Source organism: Allobosea sp. GW821-FHT03A12 (assembly GCF_058986765.1).
Map to the genome: position 1 here is coordinate 521493 of NZ_JBYSVZ010000001.1, position 20041 is coordinate 541533.

At 65.5% G+C, this 20041-nt stretch carries 15 protein-coding genes, 2 pseudogenes and 1 riboswitch; of the genes and pseudogenes, 16 read left to right on the forward strand and 1 reads right to left on the reverse strand.

Translation table 11 applies throughout. The features are described from left to right. Nucleotide 1: 1 nt before the first annotated feature. From AC3WLC_RS02485 to AC3WLC_RS02505, 5 genes are all read left to right on the forward strand, one after another. On the forward strand, nt 2–1846 hold the full coding sequence (locus AC3WLC_RS02485; RefSeq protein WP_493682353.1) for a hydantoinase B/oxoprolinase family protein: 1845 nt from the start codon (nt 2–4) through the stop codon (nt 1844–1846). Further along, entirely contained in the window at nt 1843–3054 is a 1212-nt protein-coding gene (alr, locus tag AC3WLC_RS02490) for an alanine racemase (protein WP_493682354.1), read from the forward strand. The genes AC3WLC_RS02485 and alr overlap by 4 nt, the downstream gene beginning before the upstream one ends. Beyond that, the gene (locus tag AC3WLC_RS02495) at nt 3047–4123 is read left to right on the forward strand and encodes a LacI family DNA-binding transcriptional regulator (protein WP_493682355.1); all 1077 of its coding nucleotides are present in this window, start codon (nt 3047–3049) and stop codon (nt 4121–4123) included. The genes alr and AC3WLC_RS02495 overlap by 8 nt, the downstream gene beginning before the upstream one ends. Nucleotides 4124–4135: 12 nt before the next feature. Further along, nucleotides 4136–5086 (forward strand): pyridoxal-phosphate dependent enzyme, encoded by a 951-nt coding sequence (locus tag AC3WLC_RS02500; RefSeq protein ID WP_493682356.1) that lies wholly within the window; start codon nt 4136–4138, stop codon nt 5084–5086. A gap of 64 nt (nt 5087–5150) precedes the next feature. Further along, complete coding sequence (locus tag AC3WLC_RS02505) at nt 5151–5714, forward strand: cysteine hydrolase family protein (protein WP_493682357.1); 564 nt, start codon at nt 5151–5153, stop codon at nt 5712–5714. Nucleotides 5715–6099: 385 nt separating this feature from the next. On the opposite strand, the pseudogene AC3WLC_RS02510 reads toward AC3WLC_RS02505, so the two are convergent. Next, a pseudogene (locus tag AC3WLC_RS02510) lies at nt 6100–6810 on the reverse strand (5-methyltetrahydropteroyltriglutamate--homocysteine S-methyltransferase); the annotation flags it as partial. A gap of 2 nt (nt 6811–6812) precedes the next feature. On the opposite strand from AC3WLC_RS02510, the pseudogene AC3WLC_RS02515 reads away from it, so the two are divergent. From AC3WLC_RS02515 to AC3WLC_RS02565, 11 genes and pseudogenes are all read left to right on the forward strand, one after another. Further along, a pseudogene (locus AC3WLC_RS02515) lies at nt 6813–7178 on the forward strand (ribonucleotide-diphosphate reductase subunit beta); the annotation flags it as partial. Between the two features lie 5 nt (nt 7179–7183). Beyond that, entirely contained in the window at nt 7184–7966 is a 783-nt protein-coding gene (locus AC3WLC_RS02520) for a (2Fe-2S) ferredoxin domain-containing protein (RefSeq protein WP_493682358.1), read from the forward strand. Nucleotides 7967–7990: 24 nt separating this feature from the next. Beyond that, nucleotides 7991–8803, forward strand: coding sequence for a cobalamin-binding protein (locus AC3WLC_RS02525; protein ID WP_493682359.1), 813 nt, complete (start codon nt 7991–7993; stop codon nt 8801–8803). Between the two features lie 17 nt (nt 8804–8820). Continuing rightward, nucleotides 8821–9023, forward strand: a riboswitch (cobalamin riboswitch). Between the two features lie 232 nt (nt 9024–9255). After that, complete coding sequence (locus tag AC3WLC_RS02530; RefSeq protein WP_493682360.1) at nt 9256–10002, forward strand: hypothetical protein; 747 nt, start codon at nt 9256–9258, stop codon at nt 10000–10002. Then, nucleotides 9999–12164, forward strand: a complete 2166-nt coding sequence (locus AC3WLC_RS02535; RefSeq protein ID WP_493682361.1) for a TonB-dependent receptor — start codon at nt 9999–10001, stop codon at nt 12162–12164. Before AC3WLC_RS02530 ends, AC3WLC_RS02535 begins: the two co-directional genes overlap by 4 nt. A 7-nt stretch (nt 12165–12171) precedes the next feature. Next, nucleotides 12172–13059: an ABC transporter substrate-binding protein gene (locus AC3WLC_RS02540; protein WP_493682362.1), complete on the forward strand. Its 888-nt coding sequence runs from the start codon at nt 12172–12174 to the stop codon at nt 13057–13059. Continuing rightward, nucleotides 13056–14036, forward strand: a complete 981-nt coding sequence (locus AC3WLC_RS02545) for a FecCD family ABC transporter permease (RefSeq protein WP_493682363.1) — start codon at nt 13056–13058, stop codon at nt 14034–14036. The genes AC3WLC_RS02540 and AC3WLC_RS02545 overlap by 4 nt, the downstream gene beginning before the upstream one ends. Then, nucleotides 14033–14776 carry an ABC transporter ATP-binding protein gene (locus tag AC3WLC_RS02550; RefSeq protein WP_493682364.1) on the forward strand — a complete coding sequence of 248 codons (744 nt, stop codon included), beginning with the start codon at nt 14033–14035 and terminating at the stop codon, nt 14774–14776. Before AC3WLC_RS02545 ends, AC3WLC_RS02550 begins: the two co-directional genes overlap by 4 nt. 641 nt (nt 14777–15417) lie before the next feature. Further along, nucleotides 15418–18036, forward strand: coding sequence for an ATP-binding protein (locus AC3WLC_RS02555; protein WP_493682365.1), 2619 nt, complete (start codon nt 15418–15420; stop codon nt 18034–18036). Nucleotides 18037–18408: 372 nt separating this feature from the next. After that, a complete protein-coding gene (locus AC3WLC_RS02560; RefSeq protein ID WP_493682366.1) occupies nt 18409–18831 on the forward strand; it encodes a GFA family protein in 423 nt (140 codons plus the stop codon). A gap of 184 nt (nt 18832–19015) precedes the next feature. Beyond that, the gene (locus AC3WLC_RS02565; RefSeq protein WP_493682367.1) at nt 19016–20035 is read left to right on the forward strand and encodes an OmpA family protein; all 1020 of its coding nucleotides are present in this window, start codon (nt 19016–19018) and stop codon (nt 20033–20035) included. Nucleotides 20036–20041: the final 6 nt, after the last annotated feature.

The window sequence follows — 20041 nt, forward strand, 5'->3', positions numbered from 1 at the left end:
CATGCTTGCCACGAATTCTGTTCCCGATCGGACGCGCTCCGATCCGGTGACGTTGGAGATCGTCAAGAACGCCCTTGCCTCGATCGCCGACGAGATGGCGCTCGTCATCTTGCGCAGCGCCTATTCGCCGATCGTCCGGGACTCGATGGATTATTCGACGGCGCTCTGCGATCGGGACGGGCTGATCATCGCGCAGGGGCTGACCAATCCCGTGCATCTCGGCTCGTTCCCGAGCGTGATGGCGAATATCCTCAAGCGCTTCGGCGGAAAGATGCAACCGGGCGACGGCTACATCACCAATGATCCCTATGGCGCCGGCGGCATGCATCTGCCGGATGTCTACCTGGTCAAGCCGGTCTTCCATGACGGAGAGGTCGAGGGCTTCGTCGCCAGCCTCGTCCACCACACCGACCTCGGTGGCATGGCGCCAGGCAGCATGGCGCTCCATGCGACAGAGATCTACCAGGAGGGCCTCCGCATCCCGCTGATCAGGGCGATGCGTGACGACCGGATGGACGAGAACCTGCTCGCCTTCCTGGAGGTGAATTCGCGCATGCCGGAGCAGGTTCTCGGCGACCTGCGGGCCCAGATCGCCGCTTGCGCAGCGGCGGAACGCGGCTTCGGCAAGGTGCTCGCGAAATATGGCGCGCTGCCGATGCGCAACATGTTAGCCGAACTGCACGACTATGCCGAGCGGCTCGTCCGCGACGAGATTCGCGCCATGCCGGACGGCGTCTACGAGGCCGAGGATTTCATCGATGGCCTCGGCGAAGTCGGTGGCCCGATCCGGTTCAAGGTCGCGGTCACTGTCGCCGGCGACGAGATCGAGATCGACTGGACCGGGACGAGCGGGGAGGTGCCTGGCGCCATCAACGGCCCGGTCGCGATCACCTATTCGGTCGCCTATGCCGCATTGCGCTGCGCCGTCCAGGCGGCGGTGCCGAACTGCGAGGGCTATGCCCGCCCGGTTCGGGTCGTGGCGCCGCTCGGCACCATCGTCAATCCGCGTCCGCCAGCCGCCTGCGCTGCGCGCGGCGTCATGGCCTATCGGATGCTCGACGTGCTGTTCAATGCCTTCGCCCAGATCGTGCCCGACCGGATGCCGGCCGCCGGCGAAGGCGGCCCTTCGGCGATCTCGCTGAGCGGCGTCCATGACGGCAAGGCCTGGCTGATCACGGACGGAATCCTCGGAAGCTGGGGCGGCCGTGCCACCAAGGATGGCGTCGATGGGATCGCCAACCCCGGTGCCAACCTGTCGAATATGCCCGTCGAGCTGATCGAGGCGCGCTATCCCCTGCGGATCGAGAGCTATGGCCTGGTTGCCAATTCGGGTGGTGCTGGGCGACGCCGCGGCGGCATGGCGATCACGCGGTCCTATCGCATCCTTGGGAAGACTGCGGCCCTCACCGTCCGCTCGGACCGCCGCGCGCATCTGCCACCGGGGCTGTTCGGCGGGTGCCCGGGATCGCCGTCCCTCAATATTCTCGATCACAACGGCAAGGCCGATCTCCTGCCGGTGATGCCGATGCGGACGCTCGCGCTGCACGAGGGCGATCTCTTCACGCATGTCGCTCCCGGCGGCGGCGGCAATGGCGATCCGCTGGAGCGCGATCCGGCGCAGGTGGCGGCCGATGTGCGTGACGGGCGCTTCACCGAGGCGTTTGCGCGCGACGTCTATGGGGTGGTGATCGACGCGGATGGCGGTGCGGATCCCACCGCAACGAAGGCCCGCCGCGAGCGCCTGGCGACCGACCCCTCTGGGCCGGCTGCCGCCCAGCTTCGTCTGTTCATGGCGCGCAATCGCGGCTGGGCTCTGACCGGCGAATACGAAGGAGAGGCGGCATGACCGTGCACACAGCGGTTCCGGATCTCGATCCGAGCCAGACACGGACGGACTGCCTCCGGCATGATCGCGCTCGCTTGCTGCGCCCGAGCTGGGCGGAGCTCGATTTTGGCGCCTTGACCCGGAATGTCGCGGCGACGCGCCAAAGGGTCGGCCCGAATGTCCGCATCTATTTCGTCTGCAAGGGCGATGGCTTCGGCTTTGGAGCTGCCGCGGTCGCAAAGGCTGCGGAACAGGCGGGCGTCGATGGCTTCTGTGCCGGCAGCCCGGATGAGGTCGTTTCGATCCGCAGCACCGGCACGACGCTGCCGGTCCTGCTGTTCGCCTCCACTCTTCCCGCCGACTTGCCGGCAGCGGCGCGGCTCGGTGCCACGGTGACGGTGCAGAGCATCGCCGATGCGCAGGCTGTAATCGCCTCAGGCGAAGCGATCGAGGTCTTCGTCGAAGTCGATTGCGGTCTCGGCCGCTATGGTTTGCGCCGCGAGCAATGGCCGGGCGTGCTGCAGCGCCTTCGCGCCGCTGGTCACGTCACGGTTCGGGGCCTGTACTCGCACCTGAGCACGCCCGACGATCCGGATGTGAGCCGGCGCCAGGCGGAGCTCTTCCGGCAGGCGGCGGCCGATGCCGCCGCAGCCGGGCATGACGATCTCACCCTCATGCTCGCATCGAGCCGTGTGGTGCTGGCCTATCCCGACATGCACTTCAATGCGGTCGATCCCGGGCGGCTGATCTATGGCGGAGGGCTCGACGAGAACTGGATGGAGATCGGCGCTCTCGCGCCTTTGCTCAAGGCCGTGAAATCCCGGATCATCCAGATCCAGGAGCACCCTCCCGGCACCGTGCTCGGCATAGGCTATGGCGCGCCGATCGCCATCGCGCACGGCATGCGCACCGCAGTCGCGCCCATCGGCTTCTGGGACGGGCTGAACCATATCCCGCCACTGGGCGAAGTCCTGATCCGCGGCCGGCGCTGTCCTGTGCTGGGCCGCCGGACCTTCCAGCATTCGGTCCTCGATGTGACTGCGCTCGGCGATGTCGCACTCGGCGACGAGGTGGTCGTCCTCGGCCGGCAGGGAAACGAGGAGATCTCGATCCACGATCTCGCCAGGGCGGTCGGCATTCCCGTTATCGAGCTGGTGCCCCGGCTCGCACGGTGCTTGCCACATGTGTATGTCGATGAGGCGCAGGAGAGGGGCGGTTCGGGTGAGTGAGGAAAGGGCGGGGCAAGCGACGAGCGAGCCCAGGACCGTCACGATCAAGGATGTCGCCACCCGGGCCGGGGTCGGCCTCGGCACCGTCTCGCGCGTCCTCAACGGAAACGAGAATGTCGCGCCCCAGTTGCGCGACCAGGTCTTCCGGGCCGTTCAGGAGCTCGGCTATCGTCCCAACTCCGTCGCCCGCTCCATGCGGCTCGGCAAGAGCTACGCCGTCGGCTGCCTCGTCACCGACATCCGGCAGCCGATCGCGGCCGAAATGATCGCGGCGGCGGAGACGACGCTCGGCCGGGCCGGCTACACGCTGATCGTCGCGAGCACCCATTTCGACGACAGTCGAGAAGCCGAAATCCTGTCGTTGATGCAGAACCGCGTCGTCGATGGCATGCTCTTATTGGTCAATCGCGACAACGACCCGGATGTCACGCAGCGGCTCGCCGCGATCAACATCCCGATGGTGCTGTGGGAGCGCAGCCCGAGCGGCGGCTTCGATACTGTCCTGACCAAGCATCGGGACGGTGCCCGCAGCGCGACCGCTCATCTCCTCGAACTGGGACACCACGAGATCGCGCTCGTCGCCGGTCATCTCGACACATGGGTCGGCCGGGAGCAAAAGGCGGGCTTCGATGCCGCGTTCGCAGACAACGGGCTGGAGCCTGCGGCGGGGCTCGTTTTCGAGGTCGGTCTGTTCAAGATGCGCGAGCTGGAAGCGCTATTCCGTCGCGAGCGGCCGATCACGGCCATCATCGCCAATATCGACGAGATCCCCGGTATCCTGCGCTTCTGCGCGAAGCGCGGCCTGATGCTGCCGGGCGACCTGTCGATCGTCTCGATCGGTGACGCCAGCATCCTGGAAGTCATGACGCCCTCGATCACGGCGGTACGCGGCAACGGCACGAAAGTGGCGCAGCTCGCAGCCAATCTCCTGCTGAAGAAAATGTCCGACAAGCAGCCCGAGACGGCGCCGGAGCGCCTCACCGTCGGGATGCAGCTCAAGGTCCGGCGTTCCACCGCTCCTTTGGGCACGGGTGGCGAGAATGGCTCGGGCCGCCAGGGGCGTGTCTGAGCCCAATCGCTCATGATGGAGAAGACCGTGGTGCCCCTCCATGTCAGAACGCCTGCCTATTACTCACCGGCTCTCTCCCGCGCGAGCGGCCGCAAGATCTGGCTGAAGCTTGAATCTCTCCAGCCCACGGGATCGTTCAAGCTCCGCGGCATCGGCCTTGCGTGTCAGCACCGTGCACGGAGCGGAGCCAGACGCTTCGTCAGCTCCTCCGGGGGCAATGCCGGGATCGCCGCCGCCTATGCCGGGCGCGAGCTTGGCATCCCGGTGACGGTGGTCGTCCCCGAGACGACACCGGCAAGGGCGCGGCGCCTCATCTCCGGCATGGATGCCGACATCCTGATCCACGGCGCCTCCTGGCAAGAGGCGAACGAGCGTGCGCTGGCGCTCCTGACGGCCAACGATGCGTTCATCCACCCTTTCGACGATCCAGTAGTCTTGAACGGGCATGCGACGATCATCGACGAGGTGGTCGAAGATGGCGTGCGGCCCGACCTCGTCGTCCTGTCCGTCGGCGGCGGGGGATTGCTCAGCGGCGTCGTCGAAGGCCTGCAGCGTCACAAGCTGACGACGCCTGTTCTTGCTGTAGGGACAACGGGCGCCTCCTGCCTTGCCCAATCGGCTGCGCGGAACGAACGCATCGTCCTGTCGGCGATCGACAGCATCGCCACTTCGCTCGGCGCCCGCCAAGTGGCGGAGCATGCCTTCGCTCTGTTGTCGAAGCATCGCATCGGCTGCGCCGTGGTGTCGGATCTTCAGGCAGTCGACGCCTGCCTGCGCTTCCTCGACGACCATCGCATTCTCGTCGAGCCGGCCTGCGGGGCGAGCATCGCCACGATCTACGAACAGATGACGGACTTTGCCGATGTCCAGAACATCCTGGTCATCGTCTGCGGAGGGGCGATAGCGACCGTCGAGCAGCTGACCGCATGGCGTTGCAGCCTCGCATCAGCGAGCGCTTCCTGAACTCAGGCCGAAGTTCGCGTACGAACCACAAGGCCTGGTCCCTATCTGACGCGAGGTGATTCCGATGACGGTCGATTTCGAAGGCAGCTTCATCGAGAGGGCGGCCCTCGTCGTCATGCACTACCAGGTCGATGTGTTCGACATCCTGTTCGGCAAGCAGCCATCGCCCCTGCTGGATCGTTGCAACGCCTTGATCCGGCGTTGGCGCTCCACCGGCCGGCCGGTGCTCTTCCCGAATTTCTCGTTGGGCGAAGGCTATGAGAATGCACCGCCGGCGAGCAACCGCCAGATCACGCCTTATCTCCCGAGCGGGCGATTTCGGACCGCGCTGCCTGTCACAGGGTTAGCCGTGGAGACAGGAGATCTCTTCTACGCATGTCCGCGCGCCAGCGTCTTTCATGGCACGTCACTCGACGCCGATCTCAGGACGCGCGGAGTAAGCACCCTCGTCATGGCCGGGATCAGCACGACCGGCGTCGTTCTCTCGAGTGTCGCCTGGGCCAGCGATGCCGATTACGATCTGCGCCTGGTCGAGGACTGCTGCTACGATCCTGATCAGGACGCGCACCAAGCCCTGTTTCGCTCAGGCTTTGGAGGGCGCGTGCAGGTGGTGAGCGGGGTGCGTTGAGAGCTGACCCGGTTTAACTGAACAGTTTCGGAGCTCTTGCTAAGTGGCTTTCGGCCTTGGTCATGCCGCAGCGGCGATTGGCAGCAGCGCGTTGAAGTAAGTTGGTCCGGCGTTTGCCGGGCCAAGCCCTGGTGCCGCTTCAGGGGCTGCACCGTACTGTCAGTGCGTGCCCCTGAATGTCTGCTTCCGGGCGATCGCCTAGAATCGGCTATTGGCGCAACGTCATCGCGAGCGACTGTCTGGCTGGAATAAGGCTCGATTGTCATGTGCATTTGCGCGCGATGCCGGAAACACCAGGCGCAATTATGCGCCTGGTTTTTGACCTATTTGGACGCGGCTCACAGCGGAACCCGATTGGACCTTGGCGAGTGCCGCCGCAGCTTCCTCAGTATCGCGCCAAGCGAAGAGCCCGGGCCGCTTCGACCATATTGATTAGCGCCGGCCTGACCTCTTCCCATTTCCGCGTCTTCAGACCGCAATCAGGGTTGATCCAGAGCTGGTCGTCGCTGAGTCGCTGGCGCGCAAGATGAAGCAGCTCCTTCATCTCGCGGACCTCAGGCACGCGCGGCGAATGGATGTCGTAGACGCCAGGGCCGATCTCGTTCGGGTACTGGTAGCTGCGGAAAGCTTCCAGCAGCTCCATCTTCGAGCGCGAGGTCTCGATCGAGATGACGTCGGCGTCCATCGCCGCGATCGCGTCGATGATCTGGTTGAACTCCGAATAGCACATATGGGTGTGGACCTGCGTCTCGTCGGCGACACCGGAGGCGCAGATGCGGAAGCTCTCGACCGCCCAGTCGAGATAGTGCTTCCAGTCGCCGCGGCGCAGCGGCAGGCCCTCGCGCAGCGCCGCCTCGTCGATCTGGATCATCGCTGCACCGGCCTGCTCCAGGTCGAGCACCTGGTCGCGGATCGCCAGCGCGATCTGCTTGGAGGCTTCGCTGCGCGGAATGTCGTCGCGGACGAAGGACCAGTTCAGGATGGTAACCGGGCCGGTCAGCATCGCCTTCATCGGCTTCCTGGTCAGCGACTGGGAATAGCGCCACCATTCGACCGTCATCGGCTTCGGCCGCGAGACATCGCCATAGAGGATCGGCGAGCATCCACCTTAACTTCGGCATCGACGTCATCAACCAGATCAAGATCGAGAATCCGCATCTCTGGACCAGGGCCTTCCAGGACGAGGTCCGCGGCATGATCCGCGAGGCGGCCGAACTCGAAGCGGCCTACGGTCGCGACACCATGCCGAGGGGCTTCCTCGGGCTGAATGCGGCGCTGTGTGAGCAATACATGCACTTCATCGCCAACCGCCGCTGCGGCCAGCTCGGGCTCACTCCCGTCTTCGCCGAAACCGAAAACCCGTTCCCCTGGATGAGCGAGGCGATGGACCTGAAGAAGGAAAAGAACTTCTTCGAGACCCGCGTCATCGAATATCAGAACGGCGGCGCCTTGAGCTGGGAGTGAGGCAGGTGAGCCAGACTGACGAAACGGCGCCGCCACCGCCGGTCACGGTGCTACTGCTCGCGCGCTCGGCGATCACGGCGCCGCCGCTCAAGGAGATGGAACGGCTGCGTGCCGCGCTCGCGACGCGCCTCGGCGTGCAGGAAGCCCTGTTCGCTTTTTCCGAACAGGGCTCGCCATCGCTGCGGCACGCGCTCGGCAAGCTGGTCGCAGCCGGTTGTGGGCGGCTGGTCATCCTGCCCATGCTGATCCCGGCCGAGCCGAATTTCCAGGCCTGGCTCACGCGTACCCTGACCCGCTGGCGCTCGCGCGACGAACGACCCTGGCCCGCCATCGAGATCGCGACCTTGCTGCCGAACGAAGCGAGCCTTGTCTCGCTGCTCGACGCGGCGCTTGCGGCCGAGCGGACCGAGCTGCCTCTCGGCTCGGCCAAGACTTCTCCGGAGGGCTCGCTCGTACCGGCGCAGAAGCGGCGCGTTCTGGTCTGCATGGGCGGCCCCTGCAATGTCGCGGGAGCCGAAGTGATCTGGGGCCATTTCCGCAACGAGCAGGATCGCCTGTCGCTGCGGACCTCCGGCGATGGCTGCATGAGCGCCAAGACGAGTTGCCTTGGACCCTGCAATCTGGCGCCGGTCGTGCAGGTCTGGCCCGAAGGCACCTATTATGGCGGTGTCGACGAGGCCGCTGTCGACAGGATCATCGCGGAGCACATCCTCGGTGGTCTACCGGTGGACGAGCACGCTTATGAACCGATCGGTAAGAAGCAGTTCCTGCGAGCTCGTGAATCCTGAAGCCGTCATGCGGGGAGGGGACCTTTGACCGCCTGCTTTCCACCTCGCCGCATCGTCTGCCTGACCGAGGAAACGGTCGAGACGCTCTATCTTCTCGGCGAGCAGGAGCGGATCGTCGGCGTCTCCGGCTATGCCGTCCGCCCGCCTGAGGTCAGGCGCGAGAAGCCGCGGGTCTCCGCCTTCACCTCGGCTGACGTTCCGAAGATCCTGGCCCTTGAACCGGATCTGGTCCTGACTTTCTCCGATCTTCAGGCCGGGATCGTCGCCGATCTCATCCGGGCCGGTCTTGCCGTGCACGCTTTCAACCACCGCGACATTGCCGGCATCCTGGCGATGATCCGTACATGCGGGGCACTGGTCGGCGTACCGGACAAGGCCGAGGCGCTCGTGCGTTCCTATGAGCGCCGGCTCGCGGACATCGCGGCCCGCGCGCCAGCATTGGACTGGCGGCCGAAGGTCTACTTCGAGGAATGGGACGAGCCGCTGATATCGGGCATCGGCTGGGTCTCCGAACTGATCAGGATCGCCGGCGGGATCGATGTCTTCGCGGACAGGGCGCGTGGGCAGGCGGCACGCGACAGGATCGTCGGCTCCGAGGAGGTAATCGCCGCTGCGCCGGATCTCATCCTTGCCTCCTGGTGCGGCAAGAAGGTCGTGCCGCAGCGCATCATGGATCGTCCCGGCTGGTCGGCGATTCCTGCTGTCGCCGATGGCCGGATCGTCGAGATCAAATCGCCGCTCATCCTCCAGCCCGGCCCGGCCGCGCTGACCGATGGGCTCGATGCGATCGTCCGCGCCATCCACAGCCTAGGTGGCGCTGCCGACGTAGCGGGTTGACGCCACAATCCCGCCATATAGGTTGACGCGCGTCGAGGTCTTCGGAGCGATCCGAAGCTAAGAGGGAATCCGGTGCGGCATTGATCGCCCAATCCGGAGCTGCCCCCGCAACTGTAAGCGGTGAGTTTTCGTCCCTGATGTCACTGGCGCCAAGCGCTGGGAAGACGGTCGAAAGCGTTGATCCGCGAGCCAGGAGACCTGCCCCGACGGCGTATTGATGTCGCGCGGGCGGGGTGTCCGGCGGATCGCAGCATGTCCGGCCGCGATTGCCGCCGTATCTGCCGCGCTTCCGAGCAGCCCTGTTCCGCACAGCGAGGGGCTGACGACGATGACCATGCACCTGGGACTGCGCTGCCGCCATTGGCGCCAGGCGAAGCCGGCGACGCTTGTGGCCGACAAGATGACTTGTAATGATATAACATATCATTCATAGCCGCGACATGCATGCTGCTATGCCTCTTTCCACGTGGGTGAATGCCGGTTCGCTCGACCCTCTCGCGCTTTATGCCAGCGCGATCGACAGTTCCGATTATGCGTCGCGCGTGGCGCCGCTCATCCGCCGCTTGACCTCGGATATCGGCGATCTCGTCGATGTCGGTGCGGGCGGCGGCCAGCTCGGTGCAGCCTTGCTCGGTCGCGCGAGCCATTGGACGGTGATCGAGCCGTCACCGGTGATGCAGGGGCGTCTCGCGCTCCGAGCCGAGCGGCCCCAGATCATCCCGCTCGGCTGGGATGATGAGCGCATTGTCTGCGAGCCCGCCGACACGGTCCTCGCGGCGACGATGCCGGGCTATTTCCATGATCCGCTCGCCTTCCTCGGGCGCTGCCGGCGCTGGGCACGCCGTCAGATCGTCTGGGTCGTGCCAGCACAGGCTGCTCCGAAAGGGCTCATCCTTGCCGCCTGCCTGCCGCGCGAATGGCATCGCGAGGACGAGACGCCGGGCATCGATCTGGTGCTGCCGCGGCTCGGCTCAGACCTGCCCGACCGCTCCGACGTGACGGACTGGACCTTTTCGCTCGAGCTGCCGGACCTCGCCGCCTTCGCGGCGTTCCAGGCCGACCGGTTGGGCTGGGCGCCTGACGACCCGCGCCGGCCCCAGCTTTTCGACCACCTCTACAAGCAGGCCGCGCCGACGCCGGCCGGCTTCCGCCTCTCCTGCCATCGCCGCTCGGCCATCCTCGTCTGGGACCTGACATGATCCGCCCGAATGCCCGCAAAGCCTGCCTGCTTGCCGCGACCTGCCTGACGGCAGCAGCGAGTGCCCCTGCCTTCGCCCAGACCGAGATCAAGCTCGACGAACTCGTCGTGACGGCGACCGGACGCCCCGAACCGCGCAGCAGCATTCCCGGCACTGTCCAGGTCATCGATTCCGCGCAGATCGAGCGCAGCCGGTCGCAGTCGCTGACTGACCTGCTGGCCGAGAATGCCGTCGGCTTTTTCAGCCAGTGGACGCCCGGTCAGACCTCGATCAACATCCGCGGCGGCACCACCGACGGGCAGGGCAAGGACTTCCGCAGCCAGGTGCTGGTGCTGATGAACGGCCGGCGCGCCGGCACGGCAAACCTGTCCAAGCTGTCGACGGCCGATGTCGAACGCATCGAGATCATCCGCGGCCCGTCCTCGGTCGTCTATGGCAGCCAGAACATCGGCGGCGTCATCAACATCCTCCTGAAGACCGGCCGCACCGCGCCGGGCACGATGATCGAAGGGGCAGGGGGCTCCTGGGGGCTCTTGCAAGGCAAGGCCCAGACCGGCGGGCTCTATGACAGCATCGATTATTACGCCGGCATCTCCGGCGGCTCCCGCGACGATTACCGCTCCGGCCGCGGCGGTTCGAAGATGGAGAACACCGGCTGGAAGCGCTTGGGCGTCGCCGGCGCGCTCGGCCTACAGATCAATCCCGACCACCGCATCGAGACGACGCTGCGCACCGACGGCATCTACGATGTCGGCTTCCGCGGCTCCGGCGCCAACACGATCAGCCAGGAGGATCGCTACAACAACTCCTTCGACGTCACCTATCGGGGACAGCTTCCCGGCGGACAGTATCGCTGGATGCTGCAGGGCTATGCCGTGCAGGACGTCGATAATTTCCGCTGGGCTTCGCCGATCATCCGCGGCGGCACCGGCTTGCCGGCGCCCGGCACTTCGGCCGACTACAATAGGCGCGAACTCAACATCGTCGGCACGCGCTTCCAGCCGAGCATGACGCTCTGGGCCGGCAACGATCTGCTGGCCGGCTGGGACTGGGAGCGCAGTACCCTGCGTTCGATCCGGGACCGCATCGGCGTTCCCGGCAACCCGCTGGCGCCAGTCTCGCCGCAGGACAATAACCAGTCCGAGACGGTCAACGCGCTCTATGTCGAGGATTCGCAGAAGCTCTTCGACGACCGCGTCACATTGCGCGCCGGCGTGCGCCGCACCTTCGGCACGACCAGCTTCGAATACACGCCGAACCTCGCCGACCAGCGCCCGCGCGAGGTCGACTACCAGGCGACGACCTATTCGACCGGCGCGACCTTCAAGGCGACCGACCGGCTGACCTTCCGCGTCGGCTATGCCACCGGCTTCCGCGCCCCGACCGCGACGGAGCTCGCCGCGGACTTCAATACGCTGGGCGGCGGGCGCATCTTCGGCAACCCGTCGGTGAAGCCTGAAACGAGCGAGCAGGTCGAGGCCGGCGCCGCCTATGCGGGGGAAGGCTGGCGCCTGGACCTGGCGATCTTCCAGAACGTCATTTCCGATCGCATCATCACACGCGCCCGGCCGGGCGTGGCCAACACCTCCGACTATGCGAACAACTCCGGCGACGTCGTCGTGCGCGGCGTCGAATTGCAGGCCGATGCCGACATCCTGAAACTGGCGGGATACGGCGACACGCCCTGGCGCTGGTCCGTGTTCGGCAACGGTGCCTGGAACTTCGACATGGAGGACAAGGGCGCCGCCGTCACCGCGAACAGCCGCAAGCCGGAGCGGATGTATCAATACCAGGCGGCGATCGGCACGCGCTTCGGCCAGAGTGGCGTGCAGTATCCCTGGTCGGTTCAGGTCTCGGGCACGCTCTACGGGCCGATGTGGTACAACACCGAGGAAAATCTGGTTGCCACGGCGGAGCCGTACCGCGACTGGATCCATCGCAAGAACCCGTTCTGGATCTGGAACGTGCGTGGCGAGGTCGAGATCGCCAAGGGCGTGAAGCTGTTCGCGCTGGTCAACAACCTCTTCAACAAGAACGAGCATCCGATCTTCATCGGCCTCGACAAGAGGCCCTACAAACTCGATTCCCGCTTCGCCAATGGCGGCTACGGAACCTCGATGCCGGGGCTGGAGGTCCAGGCGGGCCTGCAGGCGAGGTTCTGACGGTCGGATGACGCGCTTGCGCTGGCTCGGCCTGGTCCTGGCACTGATCCCCGCAATCTGCTCTGCGGCGGCAGCCGAGCCCATTCGGCTGACCGATGCGCTCGGGCGGGCGGTGGAGATCGCCCGCGCACCGCAGCGGATCGTGCCGATCTTCGCCTCGAATACCGAGCTTGTGGCAGCGCTCGGCCTGTCAGGCAGGGTCGTCGGTATCGAGGCCTATACGCGCTATCCGCCGGAGGTGCTCGACCGGCCTCAGGTCGGCGGGCGGCTCGGCTTCTCGGTCGATGCCATCGTCGCGCAGCGGCCGGAATTGCTGATCGTCACACCCTCGCGCCAGGCCATGCACCTCCTGATCGAGCCGATGCGACGGCTCGGCATTCCGGTGATCGTGCTGCTCAGCCGCAGCGTCGCCGAGGTGATGGCCAATCTGCGCCTGGTCGGCCGGGCGACAGGGCAACCTGATCAGGGCGATGCCGTCGCCAAGGCACTTGAGCAGCGCCTCGCGATCGTCGAAGCCGCCGCCCCTATGAAGCGCCCCAGCATGGTGATGATCACAGGTCGCCTCGGCAACGGGCTGGTGCTGGTCGCGCGCGCCGATAGCTATACCGGTGATGCCATGGTCAAGGCCGGTGGGCGCCATGCGCTGGAGCGGACCATCGTCGCGCAGGTCTCGCCCGAGGCGGTGATCGCTGCCGATCCCGACATCCTGCTCTTGGCCGGCCGCAAGGACGAGCTCGACGCATTGGTCGCCCAGCCCGGTTGGCGTCTGCTGCGCGCCGTCCGCAGCGGCAACGCCCATCTGGTCGCGCGCGCCGAATTCTTGATCCCGGGGCCGCGCACGGTCGACGGCATCGAGAAGCTTGCAGCGCTGCTGAGGCGGACGGCCCAGCCATGAAACGCCTCACTCTTCTCATGCTCGCCGTCCTGCTGGCACTCGCCTTCGGCGCCATGGCGGGCCATGACTGGGCAAGCCCTGCGAGACTGGCCGCGGCCCTGTCGGGCGATACTTCGCTGCAAAGCCAGCTCCTGGTGGTCTGGCGGCTGCCACGCGTCTTGGCGGCGGCGCTGGTCGGCGCGCTGCTGGGGCTTGGCGGCGCGATCTTCCAGGGCGTGTTCCGCAACCCTCTGGCCGAGCCTTATCTGCTCGGCTCCGCCGGTGGCGCTGCTATCGGCGCGACCATCGCGCTCCTCGTGCCGCTCGGCCTGCCGGCCGGGCCGGCCCTCGCCGGACTGTCCTTCCTCGGCGCCTGGGGCGCGACCTGGCTGGTCCTCGCCATCGCCGGCCTGCACGGGCGACCCGACACTGCGGGGCTGTTGCTTGCCGGCGTCGCGATCGCCGCGATGCTGGGGGCGCTACGGTCTTTCCTGATGCTGGCCCTCTCCGATGACACCGTGAATCTTCAGGTCGTGCTGAGCTGGACTCTGGGCGGTATCCAGACGCCGGATCAGTCCGGGCTGCTGTTGCTCACCGGCTTGGTCATTGTCGCACTCGCCCTATCACTGCGGCTGGCACGTGGGCTCGATCTGCTTGGCCTCGGCGAAGAGCAGGCCTTCGCCTTCGGGCTCGATCCCGCCCGCTTCGTCCGGATCGCAGTATTGTTCGGGGCAGGGATCGTCGCTGCCGCTGTCGCCTATGGTGGGCTCGTCGCCTTCGTCGGCCTGATCGCGCCGCATCTGGCGCGCTGGTGGGCCGGACCGCGCCATGCTGCGATGCTGCCGGCGAGTGCACTGATCGGAGCCGCGCTCGTCTGCGCGTGCGACGGGATCGCGCGCGCCGTACTTCCGCCGGCCGAAGTCCCCCTCGGGCTGATCACGGCGCTGTTCGGCGGGCCCTTCTTCCTCTTGCTGCTGGCACGGAGGCTCAGGGCATGACAGGGATCGAATGCCGCTCGATCCGTGTCGAGGCTGGTGGCAAGCGATTGCTCGACGACGTCTCGCTGAGTTTCGCGAGCGGCACGCTGACGGGCCTCGTCGGCCCCAACGGCGCCGGCAAGTCGACACTACTGCGCGTGCTCGCCGGCTATCGCCGGCCGGATGCCGGGCAGGTGCTCTGGCAGGGCCGGGAGCTGGCGGAATGGTCGGCAGCCGAACGCGGAGCGACGGCCGGCTATCTCCCACAGCAGCTCGAACCCGCCTGGAACTATTCGGTCGAAGAGATCGTGGCGCTGGGAGCGAGCCGCGCTGCCGGGTCACGTCCAGTTGCCGATCTCATCGGCGAGCATGGGTTGAAGGATCTCGCGGGGCGCCGCTGGAACGCGCTGTCTGGTGGAGAGAGGGCGCGCACCATGCTTGCCGCGACGGTCGCGCCGCGCCCGGGCATCATCCTCGCCGACGAGCCCGGCGCGAGCCTGGACATCCGTCACAGGCTCGATCTGGCCCATCGGCTGCGGTTGCTGGCCGAGACGGCGGTGGTCGTGGTGATCATGCATGACCTCGACCTCGCGGCCCGCTTCTGCGACCGCATCGTGCTGCTCGATGCCGGGCGCGTGATGGCCGATGCAGATGCGGCGACGGTAGTCCATGATTCCGAGCTCGAACGTGTCCTCGGTATTCGGCTTCAGCGGCAGGCACTCAACCGCAACAGCGATTGGCTGATCGGGCTGGAGGCGTAGCGGTCTTAGCTCGATTCTTCGATTGCGCTTGGTCCGCTTGCGGGCGACCATCCAATGTCCGCAAATGGCGCGATCCGGGCAGATCGGCCGCTTTTGGGGAACGTCGGTTCTGGCCCTTGGCTAACGTTCAGCTTATCCGCTTTGCAGCCCTGAACTCATGTTCGGCGACGCCGAAACAGCTTCAGAGCCGGCCAAGCCGATTGTCCAAGCCGGCCACGTCGAGGTTCGGCCGGTTATCCAAAGTCGGAGCTGTCAAGCATGGTTGCTCGCCACGACCTATTCTTGGCGTGGCGCATCTCGGCTTCGGCTTCGGCATTGGCAATTCTTCCAACCTGCGGCTGCCGATCGCCAAAGCGGCGAAAGCCGCAGAAGTGTGATGTAGATCACATACAGGTGCGTGATGCCGATCACATGGTGGCCCATGCGATCAAGGGCCCCCGAACAGATTGCGGCCGCGGCGGGCGCTCAAGGCGCGTCGCCCGCGAAGCCATGGCCTTCTCTCGGACAAGGCGGATTCTCAGCGAAGCAGCCGCATCATCCGTCGCCTGGAGCGGCCTGCCCATGGAAGGCCGGGCGTTGAGCCTGGATCTGGGTGCCAATTGAACATTCAACGCATCCACCGCTACCCACCGGGATCGCCATTGGAGCTGCTCGAACGAGAGGCAGACCTGGAAGCGCTGGAAGCCGCACGCCGCGAGGCGATCGCCGGTCAGGGGCGGATTGCGTTGATCAGCGGCGAGGCAGGGATCGGGAAGACGTCCCTCGTCGATCGCTTCCTCGCGACAAGCGGTCATGCGATGCGGGTCCTGAAGGGCAATTGCGATGCGCTTTTTACGCCTTCGCCGCTCGGTCCGCTCTACGACATAGCTCCGCAGTTGGGGGGGCGGCTGCTAGCGCAGCTGGAGAGCGATACGCCGCGTGCCGCCCTTTTCTCCAACGTGCTCGATCAGATCCGCGATCCCGCGCAGCCTACGCTCCTCTTCATCGAGGACATTCACTGGGCCGATGAGGCGACGCTCGATCTCATCCGATTTCTCACCCGTCGCCTCGCGCAAACCAGCGTTCTCATCGTCGTGACCTATCGCGACGACGAGATTGGCGCACAGCATCCGCTGCAGATCCTTCTAGGTGAACTGGCATCGTCTAGAGCGGCCATCCGCATCGAGTTGAGGCGGTTGACGATCGAGGCAGTGCGCATCCTGGCGGCAGATCGGCTGCTCGATCCCGCCGCGTTGCACCGGCTGACGTCGGGCAATCCCTTCTTCATCACTGAGGTTCTGGCCAATGCCGGGCGCGGCATACCGACGACGGTACGCGACGCCGTCCTGGCGCGGGCCGCGAAGCTGAGCGCGGCCGGCCGCAATGTCCTGGAAGCCGCCGCCGTGATTGGCAGCCGGGTCGAGTACAGCCTGCTTGAAGACGTCCTTGGCGGCGCGGCTGAAGGCCTGGCGGATTGCGTCAGGCACGGAATGATCGAGGCCGCAGGATCTGGCATCGCGTTCCGGCACGAATTGGTCCGCGACGCGATCCTGACCCACCTCGACCCAAGACGGCGTCGTGAGCTCAACCGGTTGGCGCTCGAAGGATTGAAAGCCTTTGGAGGCGGGCGCGGCGACCTGGCGCTGTTGGCCCATTTCGCCGAGGGTGCCGGCGACACCGAGGCCGTCCTGGAATTCGGGCCCGCTGCGGCCCACGCTGCCGCAGCTGCCGGTGCTCATCGCGCCGCGGCCGCGCAGTATCTCCGCGTCCTCGACTTCGCCGGCGCTCAAGCGCCCGCCGAACGAGCGGGGCTCCTGGAGGCCTACGCCAGGGAATGCGCCATCGTCGATGAGCTGATCGAGGCCAGCGGGGCGCATCGCAAGGCAGCCGAATGCTGGCGGCAGGCGGGCGATCGCCTGAAGGAGGGCGAGTGTCTCGCGGCCCTCGCCTTGCCCCTCGTCCGGAGCGGCCAGAACGCCGCCGCAGAAGAGGCGAGCCGGCGCGCCATCGAGGTACTGGAGGTGATGCCTCCCACGCGCGAGCTGGCAGCTGCCTACCAGGTCCAGGCCCATCTGCGGATGCTGAATCGAGAATGCCTGATCGCCATGCGCTGGGGGAAGAAGGCGATCGAGCTCGCTTCCCGCTTCGACGATAAGGCCATCATCGCCGCGGCGGAGAATACCGTGGGGTCGGCGATGCTTGTATCCGGAGACGAGAGAGGCCGTCCGTATATGGACAGAAGCCTCGCTTTCGCCCGCCAGGCCGGGCTCGAAGACCTGATCGGCCACGCCTACACCAATCTGGGGTCGTGCTATGGTGAGCAGCATCAGTTTTTCGAAGCTGAACGACATCTCGTCGAGGGCATTGCCTACGCAGCCGATCGCGACCTGGATCGTGCCAGTCATTACATGGGCGCCTGGCTTGCGATCACGCGGCTCCATCAGGGACGCTGGAATGAGGCCTTCGACATCGCAACCTCGGTTGTCGAATGCCGCAACATCGCGGCCATAAGCCGGATCGTGGCCTTGGTTGCATTGGGCCGCGTGCGCGCAAGACGCGGCGATCCCGGCGCAACCGCGGCTCTCGACGAAGCGCTCGAGCTATCGTTGCAGACAAACACCCTGCAGCGCCTCGCGCCGGTTCGTGCGGCACGCGCCGAGATCGCCTGGCTTGCTGGCGACCATGAGACCGCGAGGGCAGAGGCAATCGCGGTCTACGATCTTGCCACCCGGTGCCGGCACAACTGGTACGCCGGCGAGCTCACGTTCTGGCGCTGGAAGGCCGGCGACCCTGTCGTCGCGCCGGAGTACAGCGCGCCACCCTTCCTCTTGCAGATCGAGGGGAATTGGCAGGGCGCGGCCGAAGCATGGCGACGCCTCGGCTGTCCCTATGAGGAAGCTCGCGCTTTGACGGATGGCGACGCGCCGGCACAGCTGGCCGCTCTCGAGATATTCGACAGGCTCGGTGCCGCGCCCGCAGCCGCGATCCTGCGGCAGAAGATGCGCGGCAACGGAATGCTCAAGATTCCGCGCGGCCAAAGAGCGTCCACGCGCCAGAATCCGTTCGCATTGACCAGGCGCGAGATGGAGATTCTCGGCTGCCTCGCCGATGGTTTGAGCAATGGCAGGATCGGCGCGCAGCTGCACATCTCTCCGAAAACCGTCGATCACCATGTTTCCTCGGTGCTCGGAAAGCTCGAGGTCGGGACGCGTGCCGAGGCGGCCCGGATTGCCGGCGAGCAGAAATTGCTGCCGCAGAACAGAGAGCGCGCCGCAAAATAGGAAAAGCGCTCCCGCTGCTCCCGCCCGCCACGCCACATGGCTTGATCGAGTCGGGCAGTCCAACGGGATCGAGGCGGGAAGCGATTGTGCCTATCGAAGACGCTCTTGCCGGGCCGTCGTACCCGGCTGCGCGGACTGTGTCCGGCACCTCAGGATCATAGCGGCTTCCGTTGGCCGACGCATCTGCCCAGACCGCGATGCGAAGAGCAGCCACTCAGCGGCCCGGTGAGGCAGGGCATCGACCTCATCGTGGCGGCGACAAAATAGGGAGGGCCAAGCCGCAAAATAGGGAGCCCTTCCCGATGCCGCCGCCCGTCACGGAGCCTAGCTTGATCAGGTTGACAGGGTTCAATCAGCTGAAAACGGGACGCCATGACGCACTTTGGAAAATGCTTTTGCGGCGCAGTCGAACTTGAGGTCAGCGGCGAAGCGGAGGCGATGGGCTATTGCCATTGCAGCTCCTGCCGCTCGTGGTCCGGTGGTCCGGTGAACGCGTTTACCCTGTGGAAGCCGGAGGCGGTGCGGGTCACATCCGGGGTCGAGCATGTCGCGACCTTCCAGAAGACCGCGCTGAGCCAGCGTCAGTACTGTTCGAAATGCGGCGGGCATCTGATGACCAACCATCCGCCCCTGGGGCTCGTCGACGTCTTCGCCGCGACGATCCCGACGCTGCCCTTTGCCCCTGGCGTCCACGTCAACTACGCCGAGACCGTGCTGCCGATGCGGGACGGCCTGCCCAAGTTGAAGGACTTCCCGGCGGCGTTCGGCGGGTCCGGTGAGGAAATCGCCGAGTAGTCCACGACATCGTCGAAGGCATCCGGGCCGGCGGTGGGTCCGGGTGCGCCGGCGGTTCAGCTGGCTTGCGCAGGCCGAGCGGACGAAAGCAGGGCGCTGGCGCCCCCAGCTCGAACGACATGAATGGGACACGCGAGGGCGCATACCTTGCGTCGTAGAATCGCATCCTGAACATGGAAGCAAGATGATGAAGATCTACAATCCACATAAATATAAAGGGAACATAAATATCGACGCAAAGGTATCTATTATCGGGAATGTCACCCATGAATTGGATTTCACTGGGTTCAGTGCAATTTTCTTGGCAAAATACTGGCATATCAAATGGCAGAAAGTAACAGAAATAAAATTAAATATTAATATAGATTATGCTCTATATGAAGACAATATGGCGAATGCTGCGATCGGGCAAATTATGCAAAATCCCCGAGTTCAGCAAAATTACCCCAACGCACCGGGAACCGGGCACTACAAGTTTTCGACGTCATGGCTTGTGCACTATGGCGACGACGGACTGACGTTCGATCCGCAGGGCACAGTCGATTTGGGCTCGAACGGTGGATCGTCGGGCGTCGCCGTAGCCGTCGAACTGACTCAGAACCAGAATTCGCACGAGGCCGATGCCGCGTTCGTGTCCCTTCTCATCAAGATGAAGGCGGGCGATTCGAGCGATGGGCTCAGTTTCGGATTATACGGCGTCGGCGTGAGCGGGATCGGCGCCTCGAAGTCGTCCTATTCGCTCGATGTGCCGCTCAAGATCTTCCTTTACGCGGTCAATCGTCCAAGCAAGGAAAAGCCGGTCACGATCCCCGAGGATCTTCTGTCGTTCTCCGTTCGATTCGTGGAGAACGAGCGGGTTATCAGCGATGCGCACTTGTCCCGGCTGGACGATTGGATCAGCCGCTTGAAGCGGGACGCCCCGAGCCTGACGGGCGCGATCAAAGGCGGCAAGGTGCCGATCTCGCTCTCCGGCTATGCGAGCACGACCGGCTCCATCAAGGTCAACGACAAGATCAGCCTGGATCGCGTCACCTCGCTGGAAATCGAGATCAGGCGAAAATTCGAGAGCCGGGCCATTCGCTTCGTTCGGCAGGCCAAAGGCAACCGCGAAGCGGAGCAGAAGGGCGCGGTGCCGGCCGAGAGGCGAGTCGACATCAAGCTCGATCGCGCGGAGGCGATCAAGGCCGTGCAAAGCGGGCCTTGAGGCTTG

Coding starts and splice junctions, on each gene's coding strand:
- AC3WLC_RS02485 (WP_493682353.1), top strand. CDS start 2: ATGCTTGCCACGAATTCTGTTCCCGATCGGACGCGCTCCGATCCGGTG.
- alr (WP_493682354.1), top strand. CDS start 1,843: ATGACCGTGCACACAGCGGTTCCGGATCTCGATCCGAGCCAGACACGG.
- AC3WLC_RS02500 (WP_493682356.1), top strand. CDS start 4,136: ATGATGGAGAAGACCGTGGTGCCCCTCCATGTCAGAACGCCTGCCTAT.
- AC3WLC_RS02505 (WP_493682357.1), top strand. CDS start 5,151: ATGACGGTCGATTTCGAAGGCAGCTTCATCGAGAGGGCGGCCCTCGTC.
- AC3WLC_RS02530 (WP_493682360.1), top strand. CDS start 9,256: ATGCCTCTTTCCACGTGGGTGAATGCCGGTTCGCTCGACCCTCTCGCG.
- AC3WLC_RS02535 (WP_493682361.1), top strand. CDS start 9,999: ATGATCCGCCCGAATGCCCGCAAAGCCTGCCTGCTTGCCGCGACCTGC.
- AC3WLC_RS02540 (WP_493682362.1), top strand. CDS start 12,172: ATGACGCGCTTGCGCTGGCTCGGCCTGGTCCTGGCACTGATCCCCGCA.
- AC3WLC_RS02545 (WP_493682363.1), top strand. CDS start 13,056: ATGAAACGCCTCACTCTTCTCATGCTCGCCGTCCTGCTGGCACTCGCC.
- AC3WLC_RS02550 (WP_493682364.1), top strand. CDS start 14,033: ATGACAGGGATCGAATGCCGCTCGATCCGTGTCGAGGCTGGTGGCAAG.
- AC3WLC_RS02560 (WP_493682366.1), top strand. CDS start 18,409: ATGACGCACTTTGGAAAATGCTTTTGCGGCGCAGTCGAACTTGAGGTC.
- AC3WLC_RS02565 (WP_493682367.1), top strand. CDS start 19,016: ATGATGAAGATCTACAATCCACATAAATATAAAGGGAACATAAATATC.